Source organism: Rubripirellula lacrimiformis, assembly GCF_007741535.1.
Lineage (GTDB): Bacteria > Planctomycetota > Planctomycetia > Pirellulales > Pirellulaceae > Rubripirellula > Rubripirellula lacrimiformis.
Map to the genome: position 1 here is coordinate 5,395,918 of NZ_CP036525.1, position 21,313 is coordinate 5,417,230.

The following is a 21,313-nucleotide window of genomic DNA, read 5'->3' on the forward strand; positions in this document are numbered from 1 at the left end:
TCGAGACCACAACCATCAGCTACAGAACGAACACGCTGCCGGCTAGCAGTCGAGGCCCACCGAGTTCGTCCACGATTTGCTTCACTCCGGGGAAATCATCCGAGTAATCATGGCCGCAGATAATTCCGGCCCCCACCTTCTTGGCCCACAGCAGGTCCTTCTTGGTTTCTTCGTAGTCATGCATTGCATCGGCAAAGACCAATGCTGGCGCCGGCCCATCGTAGGATTCGAAAAATTCGTTTTTGTCTGTGCGGCAGATTTCGACGTCATCGTTCTCGACGAGGTACCCAAGCGACAGGCAAACCAGACTCCACTGTTCGTCAGCCGATAGTCCCCAAGGATTCCAACAGAAATTGTCGACCGCCAAGATCTTCTGCTCAGACGATTTCGCCGACGCAATTCGCTGCGTGGTCCGCCCGGCAAGCACACCAATTTCCACAATCGGTCCGTCGAACTTGGCCGACTCAGCCACCATCTGCGATAGCAACGCCCATTCTTCACCCGACACAGTGTTGCTGTGGAATCCCCACTCTTCCAGATCCCGATCGGCCACACTCCGCTGGGCCCCGACAGTGTGCTTTCGCTGCTTTCCACATGCCGATCGATAACCGTCACGCACAAAACTGACGAAGTTTTTGGTCCGCTCCAGCGAACCCCGAGGACTTTGAACAATCATGCCACTGGATCGCAAACAAAGGTAAAAAAACTCTCGTCCATGCCATTTGGAAATCCAAACGACAAATAACACCGAGAAGAACACGCGATAAAAACCAAAGCAACGCATCCATCGCTATCGCACGTGATGCGTCATGCGAGGGAAACCTTACGGGGTTTCCGACGGCACTGCCATCGCATTCCAAGACACAGCTTCGAGCCCGAAAACCCGAGCCCCGATACTCGCATTTAATTCAGCGTTTGCTACGCAGCCTTCGAAAAACGCTTGAACCAGCCACTGCGTGACTTGGATCCCTTGCCCACATAACACGAAGATTGGTAAACCACATCAAACAAACCTTGCTGTGACTGATGTATCTTCACTGGTCCCGTTCGCGACTGGGGACTCAGCTTAGCTACCGCCAATCCGCCGTACATGCTGCCGGCCTCTGCAGTGTCGAAGGCTTGATGATGGAACACACCGGGAATGAAATCCACTTCGACAAATTCCACAAACGGACAGTCTTGCCAAGCGGCAGATAGTATCCCTTCACGAACGGCCGGATTGAAACTATCGTGGAAAACAACGGTTACATCGCGAGTAGGAACGTGTTGAAAAAGCGCTTCGATATCGCCGCGCACACCTTCGGTCGTATGATCACCATCGATCAGCACAAACCCCAGCTCCATACCACTGTGCTTAATCTCGGCAAGCACATCCGCAATCATCGACTTCGAGTCGCCGGTGCGAAAGTCCACATTCGGGAACAGAGGGCCCAACTGCGACTTGCAATCAGGGTCGATGTCTAGCGAGTAAACCTTTTCTGAAAATTTAGAGACGGTCTGAAGACTCCCCCCCTTGTAGGTTCCGATCTCAATCGCAACCTGTGGAGCGGCCGTCTCGATAAGTTTGCTGAATGCGAATTTTTCACATCGCGTCATTTGCCAATGCAACTTCAAGTCGTCGAAGCAGAACGTGGGGCTGTTGGGATTCGATTCCATGGTCATTTTTAGATTTTCGGATTTTAGAATGATTGAGTGAAACAGTCTTTCGGACGCACAACCGCAGCCTGGCTACGCTGCTCGACGGATCGAATCTTCGTTCGCCTTGATGATTCCTAGCCGAGTGAGACGCCGCTCGATGCTGCCCTTGCGCCTAGCAACCCACTGACGAAACGTACGCCGATCGCGTTTCAACGCTGGATTTCGCTGCAGCCGATGGCGATGCCATTGGGTCGTTCGCAAACAGGCAACGTACTCGTCCTTGTGAGGATGCACACAGTCGGAATACCACGGTTTGTAGATCCAAGTGAAATGGCATATCCATGGGTCATCTGTCAGATCCCGAAAGGTGACCTCATCGAGCGGACTATCGTGGCAATCGGTGTACGCGTAGAAGTGGGAATTCTGGTTCCACCTTGAATCGATCTCCTTCCAACTGTCACGCAGCACGACATTCAAGGCATACTGATCGCAGAATAGCACGTGCTCGCGATAGCGCTGCAAGCATTCATAGGCTTGCTCAGGAACGCGTTCACTTCGCCACCTGGCAACGTTGATCAGAAGGACCCCTGCATTGAACACCTTGGCGTCAGGCGAAATACCAATTTCACGGTAGTTTGCAATCGGAGCAGTCGTGCCAAGCTTCGAGTATTTCTCGGGGCTCTCGGCAAATACGATTTCAGAATCCACGTACGGACTAGAAACCTCTTGGCCGGCCAACACGGAATAGGGTTCGACGTCTTCATCCCAGAGCAAGCCTAGGTCGCGGCGGATCAAAAGATCGGAATCTAGATAAATAACCTTGCCAACTTCCGAACCAAGCAAATCAGGGATCAGCAATCGAAGATAGGTCGTATGGTTCAAATGCCCCGCCGTGGTGAGGTGGGCAAAATCTTTCATGTCGACTTGGTGCCAGTGGGTCGTTAGACGCTGGTCAGTCCATGAGTCTAGAATTCGCTTTTTAGACTCGGGCGAGATCCCGCCATCGAACACATGAAGCACGACACGACGGCCAGGCCCCAAATGCATCAACATTGACTGGATCGTGACAACCAATCCAATGCTGTAGTTTTCATCGGCTCCGGTCACAACCACCATCGGGCTGGACTTGTTTGAATCTGTCATCATCACGCGGCCCCTGCTCAAATACTGGTTGACCGAGTGGATCGAGATTGCGTTGAATTGCACACGCTGCCACCTAGTCAATTCTTATGTTTTCTTTAGATACCAAAGCCACGAAACGGTCGTCAAGTCTGAAACAAGCCCCCCCCAGACCTGCATAGACAACATGCGTCGCCCCGACCATCACGAATGGCCTTTCGCAGAACATGGCTTCCGGTCACCCCACCGTCGCCACAAAAGACTTCGCAAAAAACACCTGTAACGCCCCCCACAGATGCGGCAAATGCTCGCAAATCACCGCAATGCTAAATGGCGTCTTTTAGCGTCATTCGAGGCAACGCATCCACGGCACCACCCGGCGTAGCATTGACAAGCTCGACACCGACGGACGCCAAATGAGCGTGCATCAACTCAAAGTTTGGCTTTGCATGCTGCTCGTAGCGAAACGGTTCGAAAATGTTTTTCACGTCTTTCGAAAAGCTGTTGCCCTGCGAGAAGTCCATGTCGATTCCGATGCACACAATCCGTTTCGCACCGAAATACGCCGCGAACTGGATTGCACTAAAGATGATGCTATAGCCGTAGTGAACATACTTGGTGGGGTCCGAAGAGAAGCCAGGCGAAAAATTGGCTACGGGGCGAATCACACCCTCGTCATGAACCCAGTCCACATACGGAAGATAGCAAAACTGATTCGCCCGGCCCGCCAACATCCATTCCGCAGGCACTGAATCAGGAGTGAAATACAGATTCCCAAACAGCAGCGTGCAACTGAGACGCTGCAGATCGGATTCCAATTCGACCATCCGCTGATTGTCTTGGATAGCAAGACAAAATTCCGAAGGCGAAAACTGATCCAGCAGCATATAGGCGCGGTTGGTACCAATCACCTTGGCACCGTCCAAACATCGCAAGTCGGTTTGGTTGATCGACGGGCCGTTGCCTACGCACACCACGGTCTCCCCCTCCCACTGCCCCTTCATCTTGCGAAACTGGTGTGAAGACGAACGGCACAGATCCAACCAAATGGGCAGACTACCGAGGTCCACCGCTGGCATCCGCCAATCATTGACGAGGTGCAACTTCAAAGCATGCAGCAGACCTAAATGCCTAGACTGCCAGACACCCCGAAGCGTTCGAGGATCCAGGTACCTAAGTGCAGATACTTTCCGGCTATCGCGAGTCAATGAAGGAATCCTCGGGCGGAAAAGGCAACCGAAAACGTGAGCAAAGCATGGCTTGAACAAAGTCACCCCACCCTGCCAGTTTCGACCGCAAAAAGGACGACCTGCTGCCCAACGCCGAGGAGCCGCGGTTCACGCAGCCATCCCAAAACGCAATCAACGAAACATCAACGGACACGACCGACGGCGACTCCCTAGGCTGCGGCCCGCGCTGGAACTTGTTCACGCAAGGCCTGATAGAGCGTTGCGGCGATGAAGAAATCTTCCGCGGTGTCGATGTCGATCGACTCGACGCGTGGCGTTTCGACCATCAATGGCTGACGGCCGACGATGTTCTTCAGGCGGATCATGTCCGTCCGACGAATAATCGAATAGCCATAGTTGATGGCCACAATGTTGGGCAAATCCTGGGATCGCACTTGGCGCGACGGATCGTAGTTGAGCGCCTTCCCGTCCTGGTACAAAAACTCTTTCACGGCGCAGCAAGAGGTGACCGAATCGTACCCCGCTCGCTCAGCATCCTCGAACTGCCGAATGCCAATTTCGTAGGACTCTGATCTGAACAGCGGTGTGGTCACCGTTGCCGACAGGATGATGTCGCCAGGACAGTTTTCGGCAACGTGCTTGTAGTAGTCACTTGTCGTCACGTGATCGGTTGCAAAGGCCGGATCGCGTACGACGGTTTCGGCTCCGGCCCGCCTGGCAATATCCAGCAGCTGCTCGCATTCGGAGTTGACGATGACTCGCGAGATTCCGCGCACGCTCAGTAGCGTCTCCACTTTGATCGAAAGCAGGTTACTTCCGGCGAACGGTCGCGAGTTCTTGTTTTTGACTCGCTGCGAGCCACCCCGAACTCCGATTAACGCGACAATTTCAGGTTTCATCGATTTTGCCCACAGGAAGTAGCTACGAAACAGGGGATTGGGGCGTGCTCCAGCCCCACCCAATCGACCAAGAATTACCCAACATTTGAAGCTATCGTCAAGATCGAAAAGGAACGGGCTTCTGTTAGGGAAATCCAATGGCCGGTGCACCATGCCCCGTTTTCCAGCCCATTGCTATTCCGTTTCAGGATGGACATGGCAGCGTTCTTTGTCTATTTCCATAGACGAATCGTCGGCGTTGGCAATCGTGCCAGTGCCAGACAGCATCTGTTGAACGACCCTGGTTCCATTTTTAACAGCATGAAAAACTTTCGACGTGCAATTCGTGACTCGTGGCACTTCTGGCCTTCGATCCTGCTAGCGACCGTCTGCTCGCTTGGGGTCGCAGCCCTTTGGGGCGGCAACATCGGTGCGCTTTGGCCCGTCATTGAACTGACGCTTCAGGGCGAATCGTCTCAGACCTGGCTTGGCGGCGAGGTCGACGAGGCGAAGGCATCCATCCAGGAATACCAGGCGAAATTGGTCCCGTTGCAGTCTGCCGAGACACCAGCCGAACTGGAACAACGCAGTGAAATCGAAGACGATCTAGCCTCGGCCCGTCGATCCTTGGCTTGGAAACAATGGTTCCTGGCCGGGGCTGAAAACTACTTGCCCACCGATCCGTTCATGACGGTCTGCTGCATCATGGGCGTGCTTGTGGTCAGCACGATGCTGAAACATGCTCTGATGCTATCCAACGATCTGCTGATCGCCCGTGTCTCGACCAGCATCGTGAGGTCGCTGCGAATGCGAGTGTTCCAACGCGGGCTGCATTTAGACCGGCGCACCTACGACAACTACGGCACCAGCGGTTTGCTAGCCAATATCACGCTAACCTCGGATGCATTGTCCATCGGTCTGATGAATTTCTTTGGCGCCGCGGTGCGTGAACCCTTACGAATTGTGTCGTGCCTGATCGGCGCCGCGTTCGTCTGTTGGCGGCTGCTGTTTTTGTCGCTGGTGATGGCACCACTGCTGGTGTTCTTTGTCAGTTATTTCAATCGGAAACTTCGGGCCGCCGGCGCAACCTTGCTGGCCAAGAACGCTGGATTCCATGAAGTGATCCTGGAAGCACTGAACAATCTGTTCACGGTTCAGGCCTACACGATGGAAGAAGCCGAAGAGAAGTCATTTCAGGGCGTCACCAAAGAGATGCAGGACTTTTCGATGGCCATGACGTTCTACAACAGCATGAGCAAGCCGTTCACCGAACTGATCGGCGTTGGCATGATTGCGATCACAGTTTGTGCCGGGTCCTATTTGATCGTCAATCAAGAAACTCACATCATGGGTGTTCGTATTTGCGACGAACCGATGACGATCTCGTTGCTGCTGATCTTCTTTGGCCTGTTGGTCGGTGCCAGTGACCCACTGCGGAAACTCTCTGGCGTGTTCACATCGATTCACCTTGGTGGCGTTGCAGCGAACGGGATCTATGGACTGTTGGACCACCCTGATTTCGTGGCTGAAACTGACTCCCCCAAGTCGCCTGCCGCCCCTCATTCGCGTTTGACTTTCCGCGACGTCAGTTTCCACTACACCCCCGATCAACCCGTCCTAAAGTCATTGAACTTGACGATCGACCGTGGATCGACCGTCGCGATCATTGGCCCCAATGGCAGCGGAAAATCGACACTGCTGCATCTACTGGGACGCTATCACGACCCCGTATCCGGTGACGTGATGATGGACGACGTGAACTATCGCGACATGTCGCTGCGTGAAATCCGCCAACGGATTGCAGTTGTCAGTCAGAACACGGAATTGTTCAACCGAAGCGTGATGGACAACATCCGCTATGGCAGCCCCGATGCAACCGACGCGGAAGTAGTCGCAGCTGCCAAGCAAGCACACGCAGACGAGTTCATCACTTCGGCGCTGGAACACGGCTACGAAACCATCGTCGGACAATCAGGCCAACGACTCAGTGGCGGCCAACGTCAGCGGATCGCACTGGCGCGAGCGATCCTGCGAGACCCTGAAATCCTGGTATTGGATGAATCAACCAGCCAGATCGACATGAGCAGCGAACTGCAGATTCGAGCGACGCTGGAATCGATGAAGGGCCGTTTCACGATTCTGATCGTGACGCACCGCGAAGCTCTGCTGGCGATCGCCGACGCAACCTATGAAATGCGAGTGGGTGAACTGATCGAGATCCCAAAACCCCAACGGGCTAGTGCTGCATAGCACGAAGTCCAGATGCCGACCGCTGGGACCAACGCCCCTTTGCTGAAGTTCCTGTTGACCGGAAACGATTCACGCGACAGACGATCACGATCCCCCAAGTCCCCAAGTCCCCATTCGAACGCACCTGTTGGCCATCGATCCGATGCCGGGCCAGATGACCACGGCTAGCGAATCCAAAGCTAGGGCGTGTAGATCAGAACAGCCAGGTCGTCCGGTTTGCCCGGTTCGCCGTCGATGAATTCGAGCATCCGTTGGTTGGCCAGTTGAACCAGGGATGCAATTCGCTGCTGCGGCTTGCCACTTTTGGCTCGCTGGATCACTTCGCTGATATGCAGGTTGTCGAACAAACCGTCACTGCCGACGACGACCGTATCGCGCGGCGACAGCTTGGTGGCAGGACCGATCTCGATGTGCATGCTGCGTGATCCGACCAGATTCGAAACCACGTGACGTTCGTCATGATGCATCGCATCATCTTCGTCCAACAGCCCCGATTCGATGGCGTAGCCGACCGGTGAATGCGGCGTGGACTTCCAACGAATCGCGCCGCGTTGGCCAATCATCAGAGCCATTGAATCACCGACTTGGTAACCGCGAGCCACCCGGTCGCTGATCTCGACAACGGCTAACGTGGTCGCCGCTCCGATCCCCATGTCTAATATTTCGTGGTTCGCTCGTTCGATACCATCTAGAATTGCTGGCCGAAGGTCAGTGAACAATTCTGCGTCTTGGACGCCTTCGATGATGGATTCGACTGCGATGGCCGACGCCTTGTACCCCAGCGGCGATCCGCCGACGCCATCGGCGACAACCATCACGATGCTGCCCGATGCCGTTTGGATGAAGGCCGCCGAATCATCATTGGGCTCGATCTTTCCCGGGCAACGTCGACAAAACACTGCAAGATGACCGCTGGACACGCCAATGACCTCCGCCGCATCCATATCGGATTCGACAAACAGGCGACGGAGCGGCTGGGCGGTCGTAGTCAACATGGTCGGGATTTCAAAGGAACGGAAAAGATCGGTCTGTTCTATTCTACCCCTCGGGCGACTAGCGTTTCGCAAATCGAGTTGCCTTCAAACGCACTTTTTCCCAATCTGCCAGCAGTGCATTCGCGTCGCGATGCCTGTGACGAGGGTTGATTTGAAGGGTTTTCCGGAGAATAGCGATTAGGTCGGGATGTGCACGACGACGCAAGTTGGCCCCCCCCGCCATCGGCCAGTCGAACGGATACTCGGGCCATTTCCCCGACATGGTGCGGTAGGCGATCAATCCGATGGAAAAAACGTCGGATCGTGCCGACGGCTTTCCCATCGCCTGTTCGGGGGCCATGTAGCCGACCGTCCCGGTCCCGTTGCTGCTGATGGTACGCTGGACCGCCTTGGCGATCCCAAAATCAGCCAACCGCACGACATTGCCATCAAACAGCAAAACGTTCTCGGGCTTGATATCACAGTGGATCACCCCGTTGCTATGCGCGTGCGCGACGCCCATCAATAATTGGTGAATCAAGTCAAACGCGGTCAGGAACGCCATCCGTTTGGCAAGTCGGTCATCCAATGTCCGTTCGGCCAGCGGCGACACGATCAAGAACTGGCCATCAACGAACGCCGCATCCCGAATGGGCAGGATGTTGGGATGATCCAAACGCATCGTCAGCCGGGCTTCGCGACGAAATTCGTCCAGCAATTCCTGAGACACGGATTCCACCGAAGGGATCTTCAGCGCAACCTTGATCCCCAACAGAGTATCGGTTGCGGCATAGACCGTCGCAAAACCGCCCGTTCCCACTCGGCGGTCCAATCGGTATTTACCAATGCGGGATCCGACACGGACTTTCGCCGTCGATTGGACATCCGGGATCTTGAACGAAGGCTTGGTCAACGCGTTGGACTCGGCGTGGAAAGATAACAACAGACATCTTCGTCTTAAACAAAGAATTGTCTACGACGCAAAGTAAAAACAAATCCACATCGATGGACCGTTGCCAATCCCCTAGCGTCAGGCACGATTAGCGTCAGGCACGATTAGCGACGGACCGGTTGGGCGGCGACGAATTGGCTGCCGATCTGAATCGCTAACAAACTGTACCCGTATGCCTGGAAGGATCCAAACAACGGATCAAAGGATGGTGCTAGCACCGACTGAACGACACCATAGATGGGTACACACGCGACCAACACGCCCGCGCCACCCACCAACAACCTGCGCTGGCCGGTAGGCATCGAAAATGCCGCGGCCACCATGATCGCCACACCGATCCAGTAGGCACCGGCCAACACCCCCAACATAAAGCTGTCCATCCACCACCCCCACGCAAGCCCGAACACGGCCAACGCCAAAGCCGGCGCCATCAGATTCGACGCCCATCGCTCGGTCCGGCTCAACAGATGTTGACCAAAGGGATGAAACCTTAGCACCGTGTTGAACAAGGGATTGGCGATCCAAGTCAGCACCACGAACAAAACATAGACGACCAACAACGGAAAAATCAGCGGTGCCAGGATCGGCACCCGGCCAGCCACGCTGCTTAGCACCTGCATCAGCACCCAAGCACCGAAGATCAAGCCAAACGCGGCTCGCGAATTCAACCGGCTCATCGCGACATAAAATCGATGGATCAGCCGAAACACGAAACTGCGATTGTTCATCGCCCGAATCAGCCCCTGGCGTGCCATTTCATCGTGCGGGTCCAACCGCAGTGCTTCGCGAAACGCGACCTGAGCTTCCTGGTGGCGCCCATTGTTCAACAAGGTCCAACCGTGGGCGGCATGAGACATCGCGTTGTCGGGGTCACGCGCCAGGTTGGCACGCGACGATGCGATCGCTTCTTCGCCTCGCCCAAGACGCTCTAACATGATCGAACGCAGGTTGCCACATTCGGTATGTTCCGGATCAACCGCCAACCCTTGCTCGGCGGCAGCCAAGGCTTCGGCATAGTTGCTGCGGCCCAAATGGGCACGGGACAGTGTGGCATGGGCATCGGGATCGTAGGGATCCAGCCGCAACGATTCGATGACGGACGCCTCTGCCTCGGCATATCGATTCCGAGCCAGGTAACACAGCGCCAGCGCATAATGCGTGATGGCCATATCAGGTTCGACCCCGATCGCAGTCTTGGCCTCGCGCATCGCTTCATCCCAGCGACTTTCGTCGGAGATCAGCACCATCGCCAGAAAGGCATGCGCCAATCCATCGCGTGGTTCTTCGGCCAACATTTGCCGCAGGTCACGTTCCGCCAAGTCCAAACGACCGGTCCCGGCCAACATCTGGATACGTTGAAATCGATCGCTCATCGTTTGATCTTCAGATAATCCAAGATGTCGTCATAGAGCCCGCCTTCGTTGGCATACAGGGCGTGGTTGCGAGCCGTCGAGAACCACTCACGCGTCGATGGCCGAACATCCTTGGCGGATGCCAATAGATCCTTGGTCGTGATCGGCTTGGGCAAACCGGTTTTGACGGCTTCGTGCAACTTCGCCTCCACCGCACGATCGACCACTGCCTTGATGTCGGCTCCGGAGTAGTCCGTCGTTTTGGAAGCCAACTTGACCACGTCGACACTATCGGTGGGCTTTCCGGCCAGTTGCAATTGGAAGATCTCGGCTCGCGCCGCCGCGTCCGGCGGTGGCACAAAGATGATGCGGTCAAATCGGCCTGGGCGACGAAACGCAGAATCCAAATGCCAGGGTGTATTGGTGGCCGCCAAACATAACAAGCCGTCGTTGTTCGATTCGACGCCGTCCAGTTCCGACAGAAATTGGTTGATCAACTGCCGACCGCCACTGCGTTTCATATCGCTGCGACTGGCCCCCAATGCGTCGACTTCGTCAAAGAACAACACGCATGGTTTGCTGCGCCGGGCCTGATCAAACAAAGCGTGCAGGTTCTTTTCGCTGTTGCCGATCCACATGTCCAACACATCGTTGATGCCGATGGACATGAATTCGGCTTTGACCTCGCCTGCGGTCGCACGGGCCAAATGGGTCTTCCCGCATCCGGGAGGTCCGTACAACAGAATGCCACCGCCGACCTTCTTGCCATAGGCAGCAAACATTTCGGCATGTTCGATCGGATAGATGATTTTGACACGAATGTCCTCTTTGACCGATTCCATTCCGCCGACCGATTCGAACCCCTCGGTGGGCCGTTCGGTCTTGAACTCGATCTCCTCGTCATCCAGGTCACCGTCCTGCCAAGCCGCGGCGTCGGGTTCTAGATCGTCCTCTTGTTCACGAAAATCCGTGATCCCTAGCAGACTCTCTAGTTCAGCATCTGCCACGTCTTCATCGCGATCGACTGCGTCACGGTAAGTCGAAACGGCGCTACGGATGTCGCCGCCACGCTGCAGCAGCCGGGCGTGCATGACCATCGCCCGTGCGTCTGCCTTTTTGCCGGTCGCCAACGTTTCAACGATCGCCAAGGCGTGCGAATCCTTTCGTTGGCGGCAATAGATGTCTGCCAAGGTCAGCTGCAAAGCCACGTTGCCGGGGTGCAACGCCAGCGATGCGCGGACGTTTGCCTCCGCTTCCTCGTACCGCACCAGTTCGACCAACAGTCGGGTCAACTGATTCGACAATTCGATGTTATCAGGCGCAAACGCAACAGCGTTTTGGAGAGCGGCGATGGCAGCTTGATTGGCGTCTGTCACGACAAATCCGGCAGAGAAAGATGGAAGGAAAATCAAATCGGCTTCGAGGTGCTTGGACCAGTCACCCCGCCGGGGCGGCCAAACCGCCCGGCAACATTCGCGAACGGATGCTGACTATTGGCGATCCGTGGAGTTCAAATCAGGCGATTCGGCGTCCAGCGATGTTGCGTCGGATGCGGCTGGTGCGTTGGATGCGTCTGGTGCGTTGGATGCCGGAGGGTTCCGATGTTGCGGATTCACTTTGCGGCAGGTCGTCCTGGGTCGATTCCTGCTGGGTCGATGGTACCTCCAACCCGTGAATCGCGCGGATCCCGACCATCGTCCCCAAAGCACCGATTACGAACAACAAGATTGGAATCAACCAGCCACCGCGTGAACTTTCAAAACGAGCGAAAGGATCGTTGGACATGAACGGGGCACCAACAGCGGTATCGTGAAAACAGCGGAATTGCGACAGCGGGCCAGGAAGGCGAAGCGTGGTAGCCGCCTCGGCCGCGACCGCATCATGGTAAGCGATCACGATCATCCAGGTTAGCAGAGTCAGCGAGGGGACGGTTCCCTCCCCTGACATCTTTTTCTAGGCGCCCAGGGAACGGGAGTGTGTAAGAGTTGAAACAGACTCGTCTCGTCATTCTTCGGACCTTTTTGATTCCGCACCTGCCTGAGTTCCTGCCTTATGTTTTCCCGCCTGATCGCCGTCGCCACCTTGGCATCCCTGATGGTTTCGTTCGCCGAAGCCCGAAATCCCTATAACCGCTATCGAACCAGCATGAGCCGGGCGTCGCGAGCGACGCCGCAGCGGATGGCGACGCCACCAGCAGTGGCGGCCCAGCGTTCCAACGCATTGTCAACCACCGCGACGTCCATCCTGCAATCGCCTGCCCGCATGAACGAAGTCTATGGCCCCAGCATCTTGGTGCGTGATACGGCAGCCGATGCCGACGAAGCCGGAACCGTCCAATAGGTTGCCGTGACCGGCCAGGTCGACCCAATTAGAAAATTCGAAGTGATTTTCCTAGCCGCGCAGCTGCCATGTGGCATCTTTCAGGTGGACACATTTTGCACGTCGCCACCATTCACTTCGATCGGCTTTCCCATGATCCGACGCATCTCTTTGGCCGCACTACTGGCTACCGTTACGTTCTCTGATTCCGTAACGATCCCGACCGCGTTTGCGCAGGATCACCTGCACCGCCGACGCGGTGCGGTTTTAGGTGGTTTGGCCGGCGCAGCCCTGGGCGTGGCGATCGGTGACAAAGGGAACAACGAAACCGCCGGCGCTCTGATCGGCGGAGCCGTCGGTGCAATCGCCGGTGGCGCCATCGGCGACGCCCAGGATCAACGGATTCAGCACGATCGCCAATACCATTCGGGATACCCTTTGCAAGCGCCCGCCTACGGTGGTGCTCATCAACGGCAACCGTCTTACAACGCGCCCTATCCTCACGCGCCCCACTACAACGCTCCCCATTCGGGCCACCCGGCGCCGTACCGTTCACACCACCCCTACACGTCCCATCAACCAAGCTACTACGACGCACACTATTTCGCGCCGTCGCCGTACACCGAAGAAGTCGTTGTAGGTTCGCAGGCCAATCCCTATTCGGTCACGATAACGGCCCCCTATCGCCAAAGCGTGCCTGCAGGCGCCCAATCGCAGCAACCGCTGTCAAACCGGGACGTCATTGCTTTGGTCAACAGCGGGCTCAGCGACGCGATGGTTGTCCGCCAAATCAACGCCCGCGGCATCACTCGATCGCTGGCGGTGTCCGAGATCATCGAACTTCATCAGCAGGGCGTCAGCGAAACCGTGATCGATGCAATGCAAGGCGTCATCGCAGAAGCCCCTGCACCATTCACTTCACCGGCCCCCGCACCGCTACCCGAACCGCTACCCGCACCGGCACAACGTTCCTATCGAACACCGACCGGATCACCCGATCTTTACGGCAACAGCATCATTCAAAACGGACCGAATGCCCCCAGCGCGTCTGGCTTGGAAAAGTTCGACGAATCTTGGGACGACCAAGGTCCAACGCTGACTGCGCCCGCGTTCACCGGTCCTGGAAACTAAAAGTCGCTCGCAGCGATCCTTTGGCTATCCCCGCTGCACCGAGCAACCAATCCATTTCCATCCCACGGGCAGCGATCGACCGGCCGGTTCGGCCTGAATCACTGGGCAAAACATTGCCAACGGCCCCGAAATCGCCTGCGGGATGGACCGCGATCGCGGCGGAAGCAGACATTCGACGGCTGCGATTGCGAGGGACGAAAACGTGGTTCGGACGTCTTTCGACTGCGGTGATGCGAGTTTTGGACAAATTCGGTCGCAAATCCGCATCGAAAAATGCCTGAAACCAGCAAAACCCTTCTAGATAGGGGGCAACAATCGCTACAAATTACCCAGACACCCCCCCGCTTGGACTGCTTTTAGGCGCTTTCTGCACACCACAATGGTGAAAAGAAGGGATAAATTAGCTCCAAAATGGCCTAGACCCATTTTGCCTAGTTGCCGTATTCTCTTTGACCCTTAGAATCCGGCACTTCACAACCCTTTCTCAGCCCACTAGGAGGCGGAAATGAAGTCGATTGTTTTGTTTGCGATGTTCGCTTTGGTCGGAACCATCTTGGCCCCAAACTCGGACGCCGGTTGCTTCGGCAAGTTGTTCAACCGTTGCAAAGCTGATGCATGTGCTCCTGCATGTGCACCAACCTGTGCTCCAGAGCCTGTTTGCTGCGAAGCACCTGCTCCTGTTTGTGCACCTGAACCAGTTTGCTGTGCAGCTCCTGCACCAGTTTGCTGCGAAGCTCCTGCTCCTGTTTGTGCACCAGTTTGCGCTCCAGCACCAGTTTGCTGCCCAGAACCAACCTGCTGCGAAGCACCTCGCAAGCGCTGTGGATTGTTCCACAAGCTCAAAGCTCGCCGTGCAGCCAAGAACTGCTGCGTACCTGCAAGCACTCCTTGCGGTTGCTAAATATTGGTCAACAGCCTGTCAGCCCATCGGGCGGATCGACTGTTCCAAGCCCAGAATCGATCAAAAGAGGCGATTTGCGCAGCGAGCGCATGTCGTCTCTTTTTTTGCGCGCCCACCCCTGATTCAGCTCCCCAACCAACCCACGCAGTCGTTGCTCGGCCGCCGCCGCCCGCGTTCACGCACTCGAACTCGAACCCGAACCCGAACTCGAACTCGAACTCGAACTCGAAGGTCCCCCGCCCCCTTCACACGATGTGGCGGAATGGAACGTTCATCGGCCATGGAATGGTTAACCGAATTCCCTATCGGATCTTCGGTTCCGATCAAATTCGACGCACCGCTAGCAAGCAGGAACAGGAATGCCCCCAGGAACGGACATGGCGATTTCGCACAGCACCCACTTCGTTCGTTCGCTTGCCCGGCAGATGTTTGTGTGCATCCCTGTGCTCGCGATCATTTTCTTGGCGGTCCCTAGCGACGCTACCGAACCAGATTCGCCAACCACTCGTTCGTTGCCGAAGGGCGAACTAGGCCGTGTCATCGAACTCGGTCGCGAAATCGTTCAGAACACCGCCAACCATCCGCTGTCAAAGCCCTATGTTGGCAATGCACTTCACTGCACCTCGTGTCATCTGGACGCGGGCACGCACCCGACGGCTGCGACGTTTTTGGGGATCGCAACCGCGTATCCCGCGTGGTCTCCCCGCGAAAATCGGGTGGTAACGCTGCAGGACCGTGCGTTGAACTGTTTCATGCGAAGCCAAAACGGCACCCGTCCGCCCGTGGGCAGCGAAGTCGCGGTCGCCGTCACCGCCTACATCACCTGGCTATCGACTGGCCAGCCGATCCAGCAGAACGCCGATTTTCCGCTCGGGCCGCGGCACGTACCGCCGCTTGCGGATGCCGATGTCGCCGCGGGCGGGGATACCGGTCGTGGCGGAGAACTGTATGCCGAACACTGTGCATCGTGTCACAACGACGATGGGCTCGGTGGTGACGATGGGCCGCCGGTTTGGGGCCCACGTTCCTACAATGACGGCGCGGGACTTAGCCGGGTCCCCAAACTAGCCGCCTGGTTGAAGGTCGCGATGCCGCTGGACGATCCCTATCTATCGAATCAGCAAGCCCTTGATATCGCTGCCTTCGTCAATCGACATGATCGACCGGTGTTCCGCTTGCAGGAACACCTACCAGCCGCCGACAAGATGGGGCAATACAACGGCAAGTCGGCAGCCGAATGATCACCGTCCCCATCCGGGATCGGCGAAACGGGATCGGTGAAAACCGCGGCCTGATTTCCGATTCCGACATCCGCCACGACGGCCTTGCCGCAGGCTAGGCCAAGATATCTTTGACCACGCGGCCGTGCACGTCCGTCAGCCGGAAATAGCGTCCTTGGAAACGGTACGTCAACCGCTCGTGATCGATCCCTAACAGGTGCAACATGGTGGCGTGCAAATCGTGCACGTGAACGGGCGATTCGGTGATGTTGTAACAGACCTCGTCGGTGGCTCCGTACGACATGCCGGGCTTGATTCCCGCACCAGCCATCCAAAGCGAGAAGCATCGGGGGTGGTGATCGCGACCGTAGGTTTCCGCGTTCAGCGTCCCTTGGCAGTACGACGTCCTGCCAAACTCGCCCCCCCATACCACCAACGTATCCTCCATCAACCCGCGTTGTTTCAGATCGTTGACCAGTGCAGTGGTAGCCTGGTCCACGTCGCGACATTGACCGGGCAACTGTTTGGGAAGCGTGAAATGCTGGTCCCATCCCATGTGAAACAATTGGATGAACCGCACATCTCGTTCAGCCAACCGGCGTGCTAGCAGACAGTTGTACGCATACGTTCCACGCGTAGTCACATCCGGACCATAGGCGTCCAACACGTGTTGGGGTTCGTCCGAAAAATCGATCAGCTCTGGTACCGACGTTTGCATGCGGTACGCAAGTTCGTACTGTTGGATTCGCGTATGGATTTCGGGATCGCCAAACTGGTCCAACTTTTCTTGGTTCAGTTTCGCCAAGTCGTCCAGCATCCGCCGTCTAGCCGCTGCGTCCAAGCCGTCGGGATTATTCAAATACAAAACAGGATCACCGACGCTCATCAATTTGACGCCCGCGTAGGTCGACGGCAAAAATCCACTTCCCCAAAGCCGGTCGTACAGCGGTTGGCAATTGGGGCGTCCGGTCCCTCGCGACACCATCGAAATGAAAGTCGGCAGGTTGTCGTTCATGCTGCCCAGGCCATAGTGCAACCACGAACCGACGCTGGGACGGCCCGGCAACTGGTTTCCGCTTTGGAAGAATGTCATGGCCGGATCATGGTTGATCGCTTCGGTATGCATCGACCGGATCAAGCACATGTCGTCTGCCAAAGTCGAAATCTGGGGCAACAGTTCGCTGCCCAATTCCAATCCCGATTCGCCATGCCGTGCAAACTTGTATCGGGATCCCGCAAGCGGAAAGGAAGACTGCCCTGCCGTCATTCCCGTCACGCGTTGATTCATGTCGACAAAATCCCGCAGCTCTTTTCCCTCGTTCTGCTCGAGCGCCGGCTTGTGGTCGAACAGTTCCTGTTGGGATGGTGCACCACTTTGGAACAGGTAGATCACTCGCTTCGCTTTGGGCGGCGTGTGATATTCCTTCATCCATCCATTGGGTTGCGGGATTCCCGCGTCGTTGGTCGCCCCCTGCGCAACGTCGGGACTCCCCATCATGGATGCCAAAGCCGCCATTCCGATCCCTGATGCACTGCGTCCAAAGAAATGCCGACGCGTCAGCATCATCTGGCTTTCGGTGGTGATATCGAGAGGTTTCATGTCAGTCGTCCAGGCAAAGAAAGTTCGCTAGAAAGTCGGTCCGCGAAAAACGGGCCACATTCGGTGTCAGGCCAAGCAATCCAACGGGGACTGGCAGCCAGTCGGGATCCAAAGAGATCACATGGATGAGAAGATCATTGGACGGTCACAAATTCGTCGGTGTTCATGATCAGGTGAGCCACCATGGTCATGGCAGCCAAGTCCAAGACATCCAGTGATTCGTCACGCTCTGATTGTCCGATCGCCAACAACCGCTTCGCCGCCTCGGGGTCTTCACCAAAATGCTTGCGGAAGTATGCCAAACTGTCGGCCAGCACGGCCAACTCTCGTTCACTCACTTCCATTGCGATCGCCCAACGATAGATCCGCCGCAGTCGATCGCCATCCTCCTGCGCATCCGACAACATCGCTCGCTGGGCCAATCGGCGAGCCGATTCGACGAAAGTTGGATCGTTCATCAACACCAACGCTTGCAGCGGCGTGTTGGTTCGACGGACTTGGACGCTGCACACTTCGCGACCGCTGGCGTCAAAGATCGTTTGCCGAGGTGGATTGACCGCTCGCTTCCAGTACGAATACATGCTTTTTCGGTACAGGTCGTCTCCTTTGCTGGGCTGGTAACGTATTCCAGCGCTACCGGCAACGCTCTGCCACATTCCGTCCGGCTGGTACGGTTTTACCGACGGCCCCCCGACGGTGGAATTGGTCAGCTCGGCGGCCTGCAACGCGATGTCCCGAATCATAAACCCGTCGGCACGGTATCGCGGGCCACGCCCGATCCATCGGTTGTCAGGATCCAACTGCTGCGCTGCGGCAGTCTGTTTGGATGATTGCCCAAAGGCAGCGCTGGTGACGATCAACCGGTGCATCGCCTGGACATCCCAACCGGATGCGACGAACTCGGCAGCCAACCAATCCAACAACTCGGGGTGGCTGGGTACCTCGCCTTGCAGCCCAAAGTCGTCCGCCGTTTTGACTAGCCCAATACCGAAATGGTCCCGCCAAATTCGATTCACCGCGACGCGAGCTGTCAACGGATTCTGTGGCGAGACCAACCACTTGGCTAATTGCATTCGATCGCTCGGCTGCGCGGCATCAACGGACGCCAGCAGGGCGGCCGGTACACCACGTGGCAACGGGTCGTCCTTGGCCGGTTGGTCGTACTGTCCTCGCTGCAACAAATATGCGGGGTTGGGTTCACCTTCGCGTTCCTGCATGACCATCACGGTGACCTGTGGACCGGCACGAGATGTCAGATCGTCCAATGCCGACCGAAGCTTCTTGTTGGCCGCCAACATGGCGGCGTCCTTCGACAGAAAGTAATCACGAAGTTTGACTTTTTGTTTCTTTGAACGCTGTTTGGATGGTTGAACCAGGATGGCCTGCACTTCGGGATCGATGCCATCGTCGGACGGTCGGTCCGACGAATCGCGATCCCCCACATAGATCCGCAGCTTGCCGATCACGTGATTGGCCGACGCGCTGGCAAAGCGAAGCCGAACCGTAACGGTCGTATCAGCGGGCACCTGGATATCGTCTGCAAGCGAAACAACCGCATCCACGGGTTCGGCTTTCACATCGGGACCAAAAACAGCCCATCCCGACTTGGCGTCGTCATCGATCGCATTGGCAGCCGGATAGCCATTCTGCTGGAACGAAGCATGGATGCCATCCAGAGCGATTGCATCGTCGCCGACCAAGATCGACAGATCGGTCAAGACAAAGTTTCCGTTGACGCTGGGGCCAAGCTGGCGCGGCAATGCGAATCGGTCATCGGGCAACGCTTGAAGTTTGACGGCGTCAAATTTCCCGAGGTCGCCATCCAAAGCGATTTCGTAAGTAACGTCACGCGCTTCGTCGACCGCATACTCGATCGTGCCATCTTTGCTGACCTGCAACCGGCCGGCGTCGATCAACTTTGCTTCGCGAACCTTTACGGATCGCCAGCGATGTGAATCCTCGGAAAGTTCCCGATGCTTCGTCTCGGTCCATTCCTTCAACCGAACCTCGAACGCTCGTGTGACTTGCGAATGTTCACGCTCGGCATCCTCGACCGCCGTCAACCATTTCTTTTCGACGTCGGCCAGCGGCGAAACGGACTTGATCGTCGGATTCGCGTCGACTCCCTTCCCCACCCCTCGCTCGCCAATGTTGTTAAAGAAACCATAGAACTGATAGAACTCTCGCTGACTAAGCGGGTCGTATTTGTGATCGTGACAGCGTGCACAACCAAGCGTCAGGCCTAACCATACCGTCGCGGTTGTTTCGACGCGGTCGATCGTATTTTCAACGGCAAACTCTGCGGCCAAGGCGCCGGCTTCGTTGTTTTGACGGTGGTTCCGATTGAACGCCGTGGCCAGACGCTGCGACGGTGTCGCGTCGGGAAGCATGTCCCCGGCTAGCTGCTGGATCGTGAATTGGTCAAAGGGCATGTTGTTGTGGAAGGCTTGAATGACCCAATCGCGCCAAGGCCAATTGGTCCGTTCCTGGTCCACCTGGTATCCATCGGTGTCGGCATAGCGTGCTGCATCTAGCCAACGCAACGTTTGTCGTTCGGCGTACCCCATCGAACCAAGAATCTCGACGATCGCCGCATCGTAGGCCGCATCGACCGGTGCACGGAATCGGTTCCCGGCAACATCCTTGGCTACGTCATCGCTTGCTGATGCATCGGTGGGCGATTCCAATTCGCTTCCTTCCTTCAACCGGTCGGTGAACCGGTCCTGCAGCTCTTGCGACGGCAACATCCCGGTCAGCGTCAACGATGCCCGACGCAAACGCGTCAATGGATCTGCCGACGGCGACGGTGTGATTCCCTCGGCAATCAAGCGACGAGCAACAAATGCATCGATTGGATTCAACGACCACCGATTGCGAAGTTCATCACTCCACGGGGCGTCGGCAAGAACATCGGTGGGGACAGCGGGGCGACGGACGCTTTCGAAGGCCCAATGCCCTTGGTAAACAGCTCCCTGGCGAACCCAAGCTTCCAGAATGTCGATCTCGTCTTCCGACAACGATCGCTTGCTATCCGGTGGTGGCATCTGCTCATGTTCGTCAGTGCTGCGAATCCGCGCGACCAGTTCACTGCCATCGACATCGCCAGGAATCACCGCCGCATAGCCACCCAGATCGGCAAAGAGGTTTTCCTTGCTGTCCATTCGGAACTGCGAGTCTTGGTTCTGCGCATCCGGTCCGTGACAATGAAAACAGCGATCCGAAATGATCGGCCGCACTTGACTGTTGAAGTCGATCGCGTCCTCGGCTGCTGCCGCCTCGGCAGCGACCGTCCACCCGATCGACCCGATCGCCAGAACCAAAATCCAGCGTAACCCACGCAACCTTACCGAAAACATCATGAATCAAACAATTGGGAAAGGCGGGTTCTATCTTCCGAAACACACGAGGAACCCAGAGGTGTGTTTCGCGGCGCCATCAGCACGTTCAAACAATGCAAATCCAGTTCGGATCAAAGTAAGCCGACGGCTAGCGACCGCCTGGGAAACCAGACGGATCGTGAACCACGGCTTCTGCTAAAAACCATTTGCCAATACGCCCAAGCGATAACAACGTCATGGACGACGGACTTGCAAAGTGTTCGAGCCATCCTAACCATGCCTCGAAACATTGCCAACGGTTACGGTGATTCGCTTACCAACATCCCGCCTTCGGCCCCCCCAACACGTTCAGCAATTACTGCCGTTCGGATTCTGCTGTCCCGTCCACCACGCGAATTCCTCGATGGTCGTTCGTGAAAACACATCTTGCCATCAATTTCGCGGATACGGA

General features: G+C 56.4%; 18 protein-coding genes. 4 read left to right on the forward strand and 14 right to left on the reverse strand.

Going from position 1 to position 21,313, the window contains the following annotated elements:
* Positions 1–19: 19 nt before the first annotated feature.
* From K227x_RS18960 to K227x_RS18980, 5 genes are all read right to left on the reverse strand, one after another.
* Entirely contained in the window at positions 20–676 is a 657-nt protein-coding gene (locus K227x_RS18960) for a class I SAM-dependent methyltransferase (protein ID WP_218933370.1), read from the reverse strand.
* Between the two features lie 242 nt (positions 677–918).
* Entirely contained in the window at positions 919–1,608 is a 690-nt protein-coding gene (locus tag K227x_RS18965) for a class I SAM-dependent methyltransferase (protein ID WP_218933371.1), read from the reverse strand.
* A 120-nt stretch (positions 1,609–1,728) separates the two neighbouring features.
* On the reverse strand, positions 1,729–2,784 hold the full coding sequence (locus tag K227x_RS18970) for a glycosyltransferase family 8 protein (RefSeq protein ID WP_145171955.1): 1,056 nt from the start codon (positions 2,782–2,784) through the stop codon (positions 1,729–1,731).
* A 299-nt stretch (positions 2,785–3,083) separates the two neighbouring features.
* Positions 3,084–3,866, reverse strand: a complete 783-nt coding sequence (locus K227x_RS18975) for a motility associated factor glycosyltransferase family protein (RefSeq protein ID WP_145171957.1) — start codon at positions 3,864–3,866, stop codon at positions 3,084–3,086.
* A 290-nt stretch (positions 3,867–4,156) separates the two neighbouring features.
* Positions 4,157–4,846: an acylneuraminate cytidylyltransferase family protein gene (locus tag K227x_RS18980; RefSeq protein WP_218933372.1), complete on the reverse strand. Its 690-nt coding sequence runs from the start codon at positions 4,844–4,846 to the stop codon at positions 4,157–4,159.
* A 195-nt stretch (positions 4,847–5,041) separates the two neighbouring features.
* Here K227x_RS18980 and K227x_RS18985 point away from each other — a divergent pair, with 195 nt between their 5' ends.
* Positions 5,042–7,075: an ABC transporter ATP-binding protein gene (locus K227x_RS18985; RefSeq protein ID WP_218933373.1), complete on the forward strand. Its 2,034-nt coding sequence runs from the start codon at positions 5,042–5,044 to the stop codon at positions 7,073–7,075.
* 179 nt (positions 7,076–7,254) lie between these two features.
* Here K227x_RS18985 and K227x_RS18990 read toward each other — a convergent pair whose 3' ends face one another.
* From K227x_RS18990 to K227x_RS19010, 5 genes are all read right to left on the reverse strand, one after another.
* Positions 7,255–8,070 (reverse strand): PP2C family protein-serine/threonine phosphatase, encoded by an 816-nt coding sequence (locus tag K227x_RS18990; RefSeq protein WP_145171962.1) that lies wholly within the window; start codon positions 8,068–8,070, stop codon positions 7,255–7,257.
* Positions 8,071–8,128: 58 nt separating this feature from the next.
* Complete coding sequence (locus tag K227x_RS18995) at positions 8,129–8,992, reverse strand: serine/threonine-protein kinase (protein WP_246145927.1); 864 nt, start codon at positions 8,990–8,992, stop codon at positions 8,129–8,131.
* Between the two features lie 113 nt (positions 8,993–9,105).
* Entirely contained in the window at positions 9,106–10,374 is a 1,269-nt protein-coding gene (locus K227x_RS19000) for a tetratricopeptide repeat protein (protein WP_145171964.1), read from the reverse strand.
* Positions 10,371–11,729, reverse strand: a complete 1,359-nt coding sequence (locus tag K227x_RS19005; RefSeq protein WP_145171966.1) for an ATP-binding protein — start codon at positions 11,727–11,729, stop codon at positions 10,371–10,373. The genes K227x_RS19000 and K227x_RS19005 overlap by 4 nt, the downstream gene beginning before the upstream one ends.
* Before the next feature lie 139 nt (positions 11,730–11,868).
* Positions 11,869–12,300 (reverse strand): hypothetical protein, encoded by a 432-nt coding sequence (locus tag K227x_RS19010; RefSeq protein ID WP_145171968.1) that lies wholly within the window; start codon positions 12,298–12,300, stop codon positions 11,869–11,871.
* A gap of 105 nt (positions 12,301–12,405) precedes the next feature.
* On the opposite strand from K227x_RS19010, the gene K227x_RS19015 reads away from it, so the two are divergent.
* Both K227x_RS19015 and K227x_RS19020 read left to right on the forward strand, forming a co-directional pair.
* Positions 12,406–12,693 (forward strand): hypothetical protein, encoded by a 288-nt coding sequence (locus tag K227x_RS19015; protein ID WP_145171970.1) that lies wholly within the window; start codon positions 12,406–12,408, stop codon positions 12,691–12,693.
* Between the two features lie 132 nt (positions 12,694–12,825).
* On the forward strand, positions 12,826–13,803 hold the full coding sequence (locus K227x_RS19020; RefSeq protein ID WP_145171972.1) for a glycine zipper domain-containing protein: 978 nt from the start codon (positions 12,826–12,828) through the stop codon (positions 13,801–13,803).
* Here K227x_RS19020 and K227x_RS19025 read toward each other — a convergent pair.
* Positions 13,784–13,975 (reverse strand): hypothetical protein, encoded by a 192-nt coding sequence (locus K227x_RS19025; RefSeq protein ID WP_145171974.1) that lies wholly within the window; start codon positions 13,973–13,975, stop codon positions 13,784–13,786. The two genes, K227x_RS19020 and K227x_RS19025, sit on opposite strands and share 20 nt — an antisense overlap.
* 421 nt (positions 13,976–14,396) lie before the next feature.
* Positions 14,397–14,612, reverse strand: a complete 216-nt coding sequence (locus K227x_RS19030; protein ID WP_145171976.1) for a hypothetical protein — start codon at positions 14,610–14,612, stop codon at positions 14,397–14,399.
* A gap of 451 nt (positions 14,613–15,063) precedes the next feature.
* On the opposite strand from K227x_RS19030, the gene K227x_RS19035 reads away from it, so the two are divergent.
* Positions 15,064–15,945, forward strand: coding sequence for a c-type cytochrome (locus K227x_RS19035; RefSeq protein ID WP_145171978.1), 882 nt, complete (start codon positions 15,064–15,066; stop codon positions 15,943–15,945).
* 94 nt (positions 15,946–16,039) lie between these two features.
* Here K227x_RS19035 and K227x_RS19040 read toward each other — a convergent pair whose 3' ends face one another.
* Both K227x_RS19040 and K227x_RS19045 read right to left on the reverse strand, forming a co-directional pair.
* Positions 16,040–17,524: a DUF1501 domain-containing protein gene (locus K227x_RS19040; RefSeq protein ID WP_145171980.1), complete on the reverse strand. Its 1,485-nt coding sequence runs from the start codon at positions 17,522–17,524 to the stop codon at positions 16,040–16,042.
* Between the two features lie 134 nt (positions 17,525–17,658).
* The gene (locus K227x_RS19045; RefSeq protein WP_145171982.1) at positions 17,659–20,883 is read right to left on the reverse strand and encodes a PSD1 and planctomycete cytochrome C domain-containing protein; all 3,225 of its coding nucleotides are present in this window, start codon (positions 20,881–20,883) and stop codon (positions 17,659–17,661) included.
* Between the last annotated feature and the right edge of the window lie 430 nt (positions 20,884–21,313).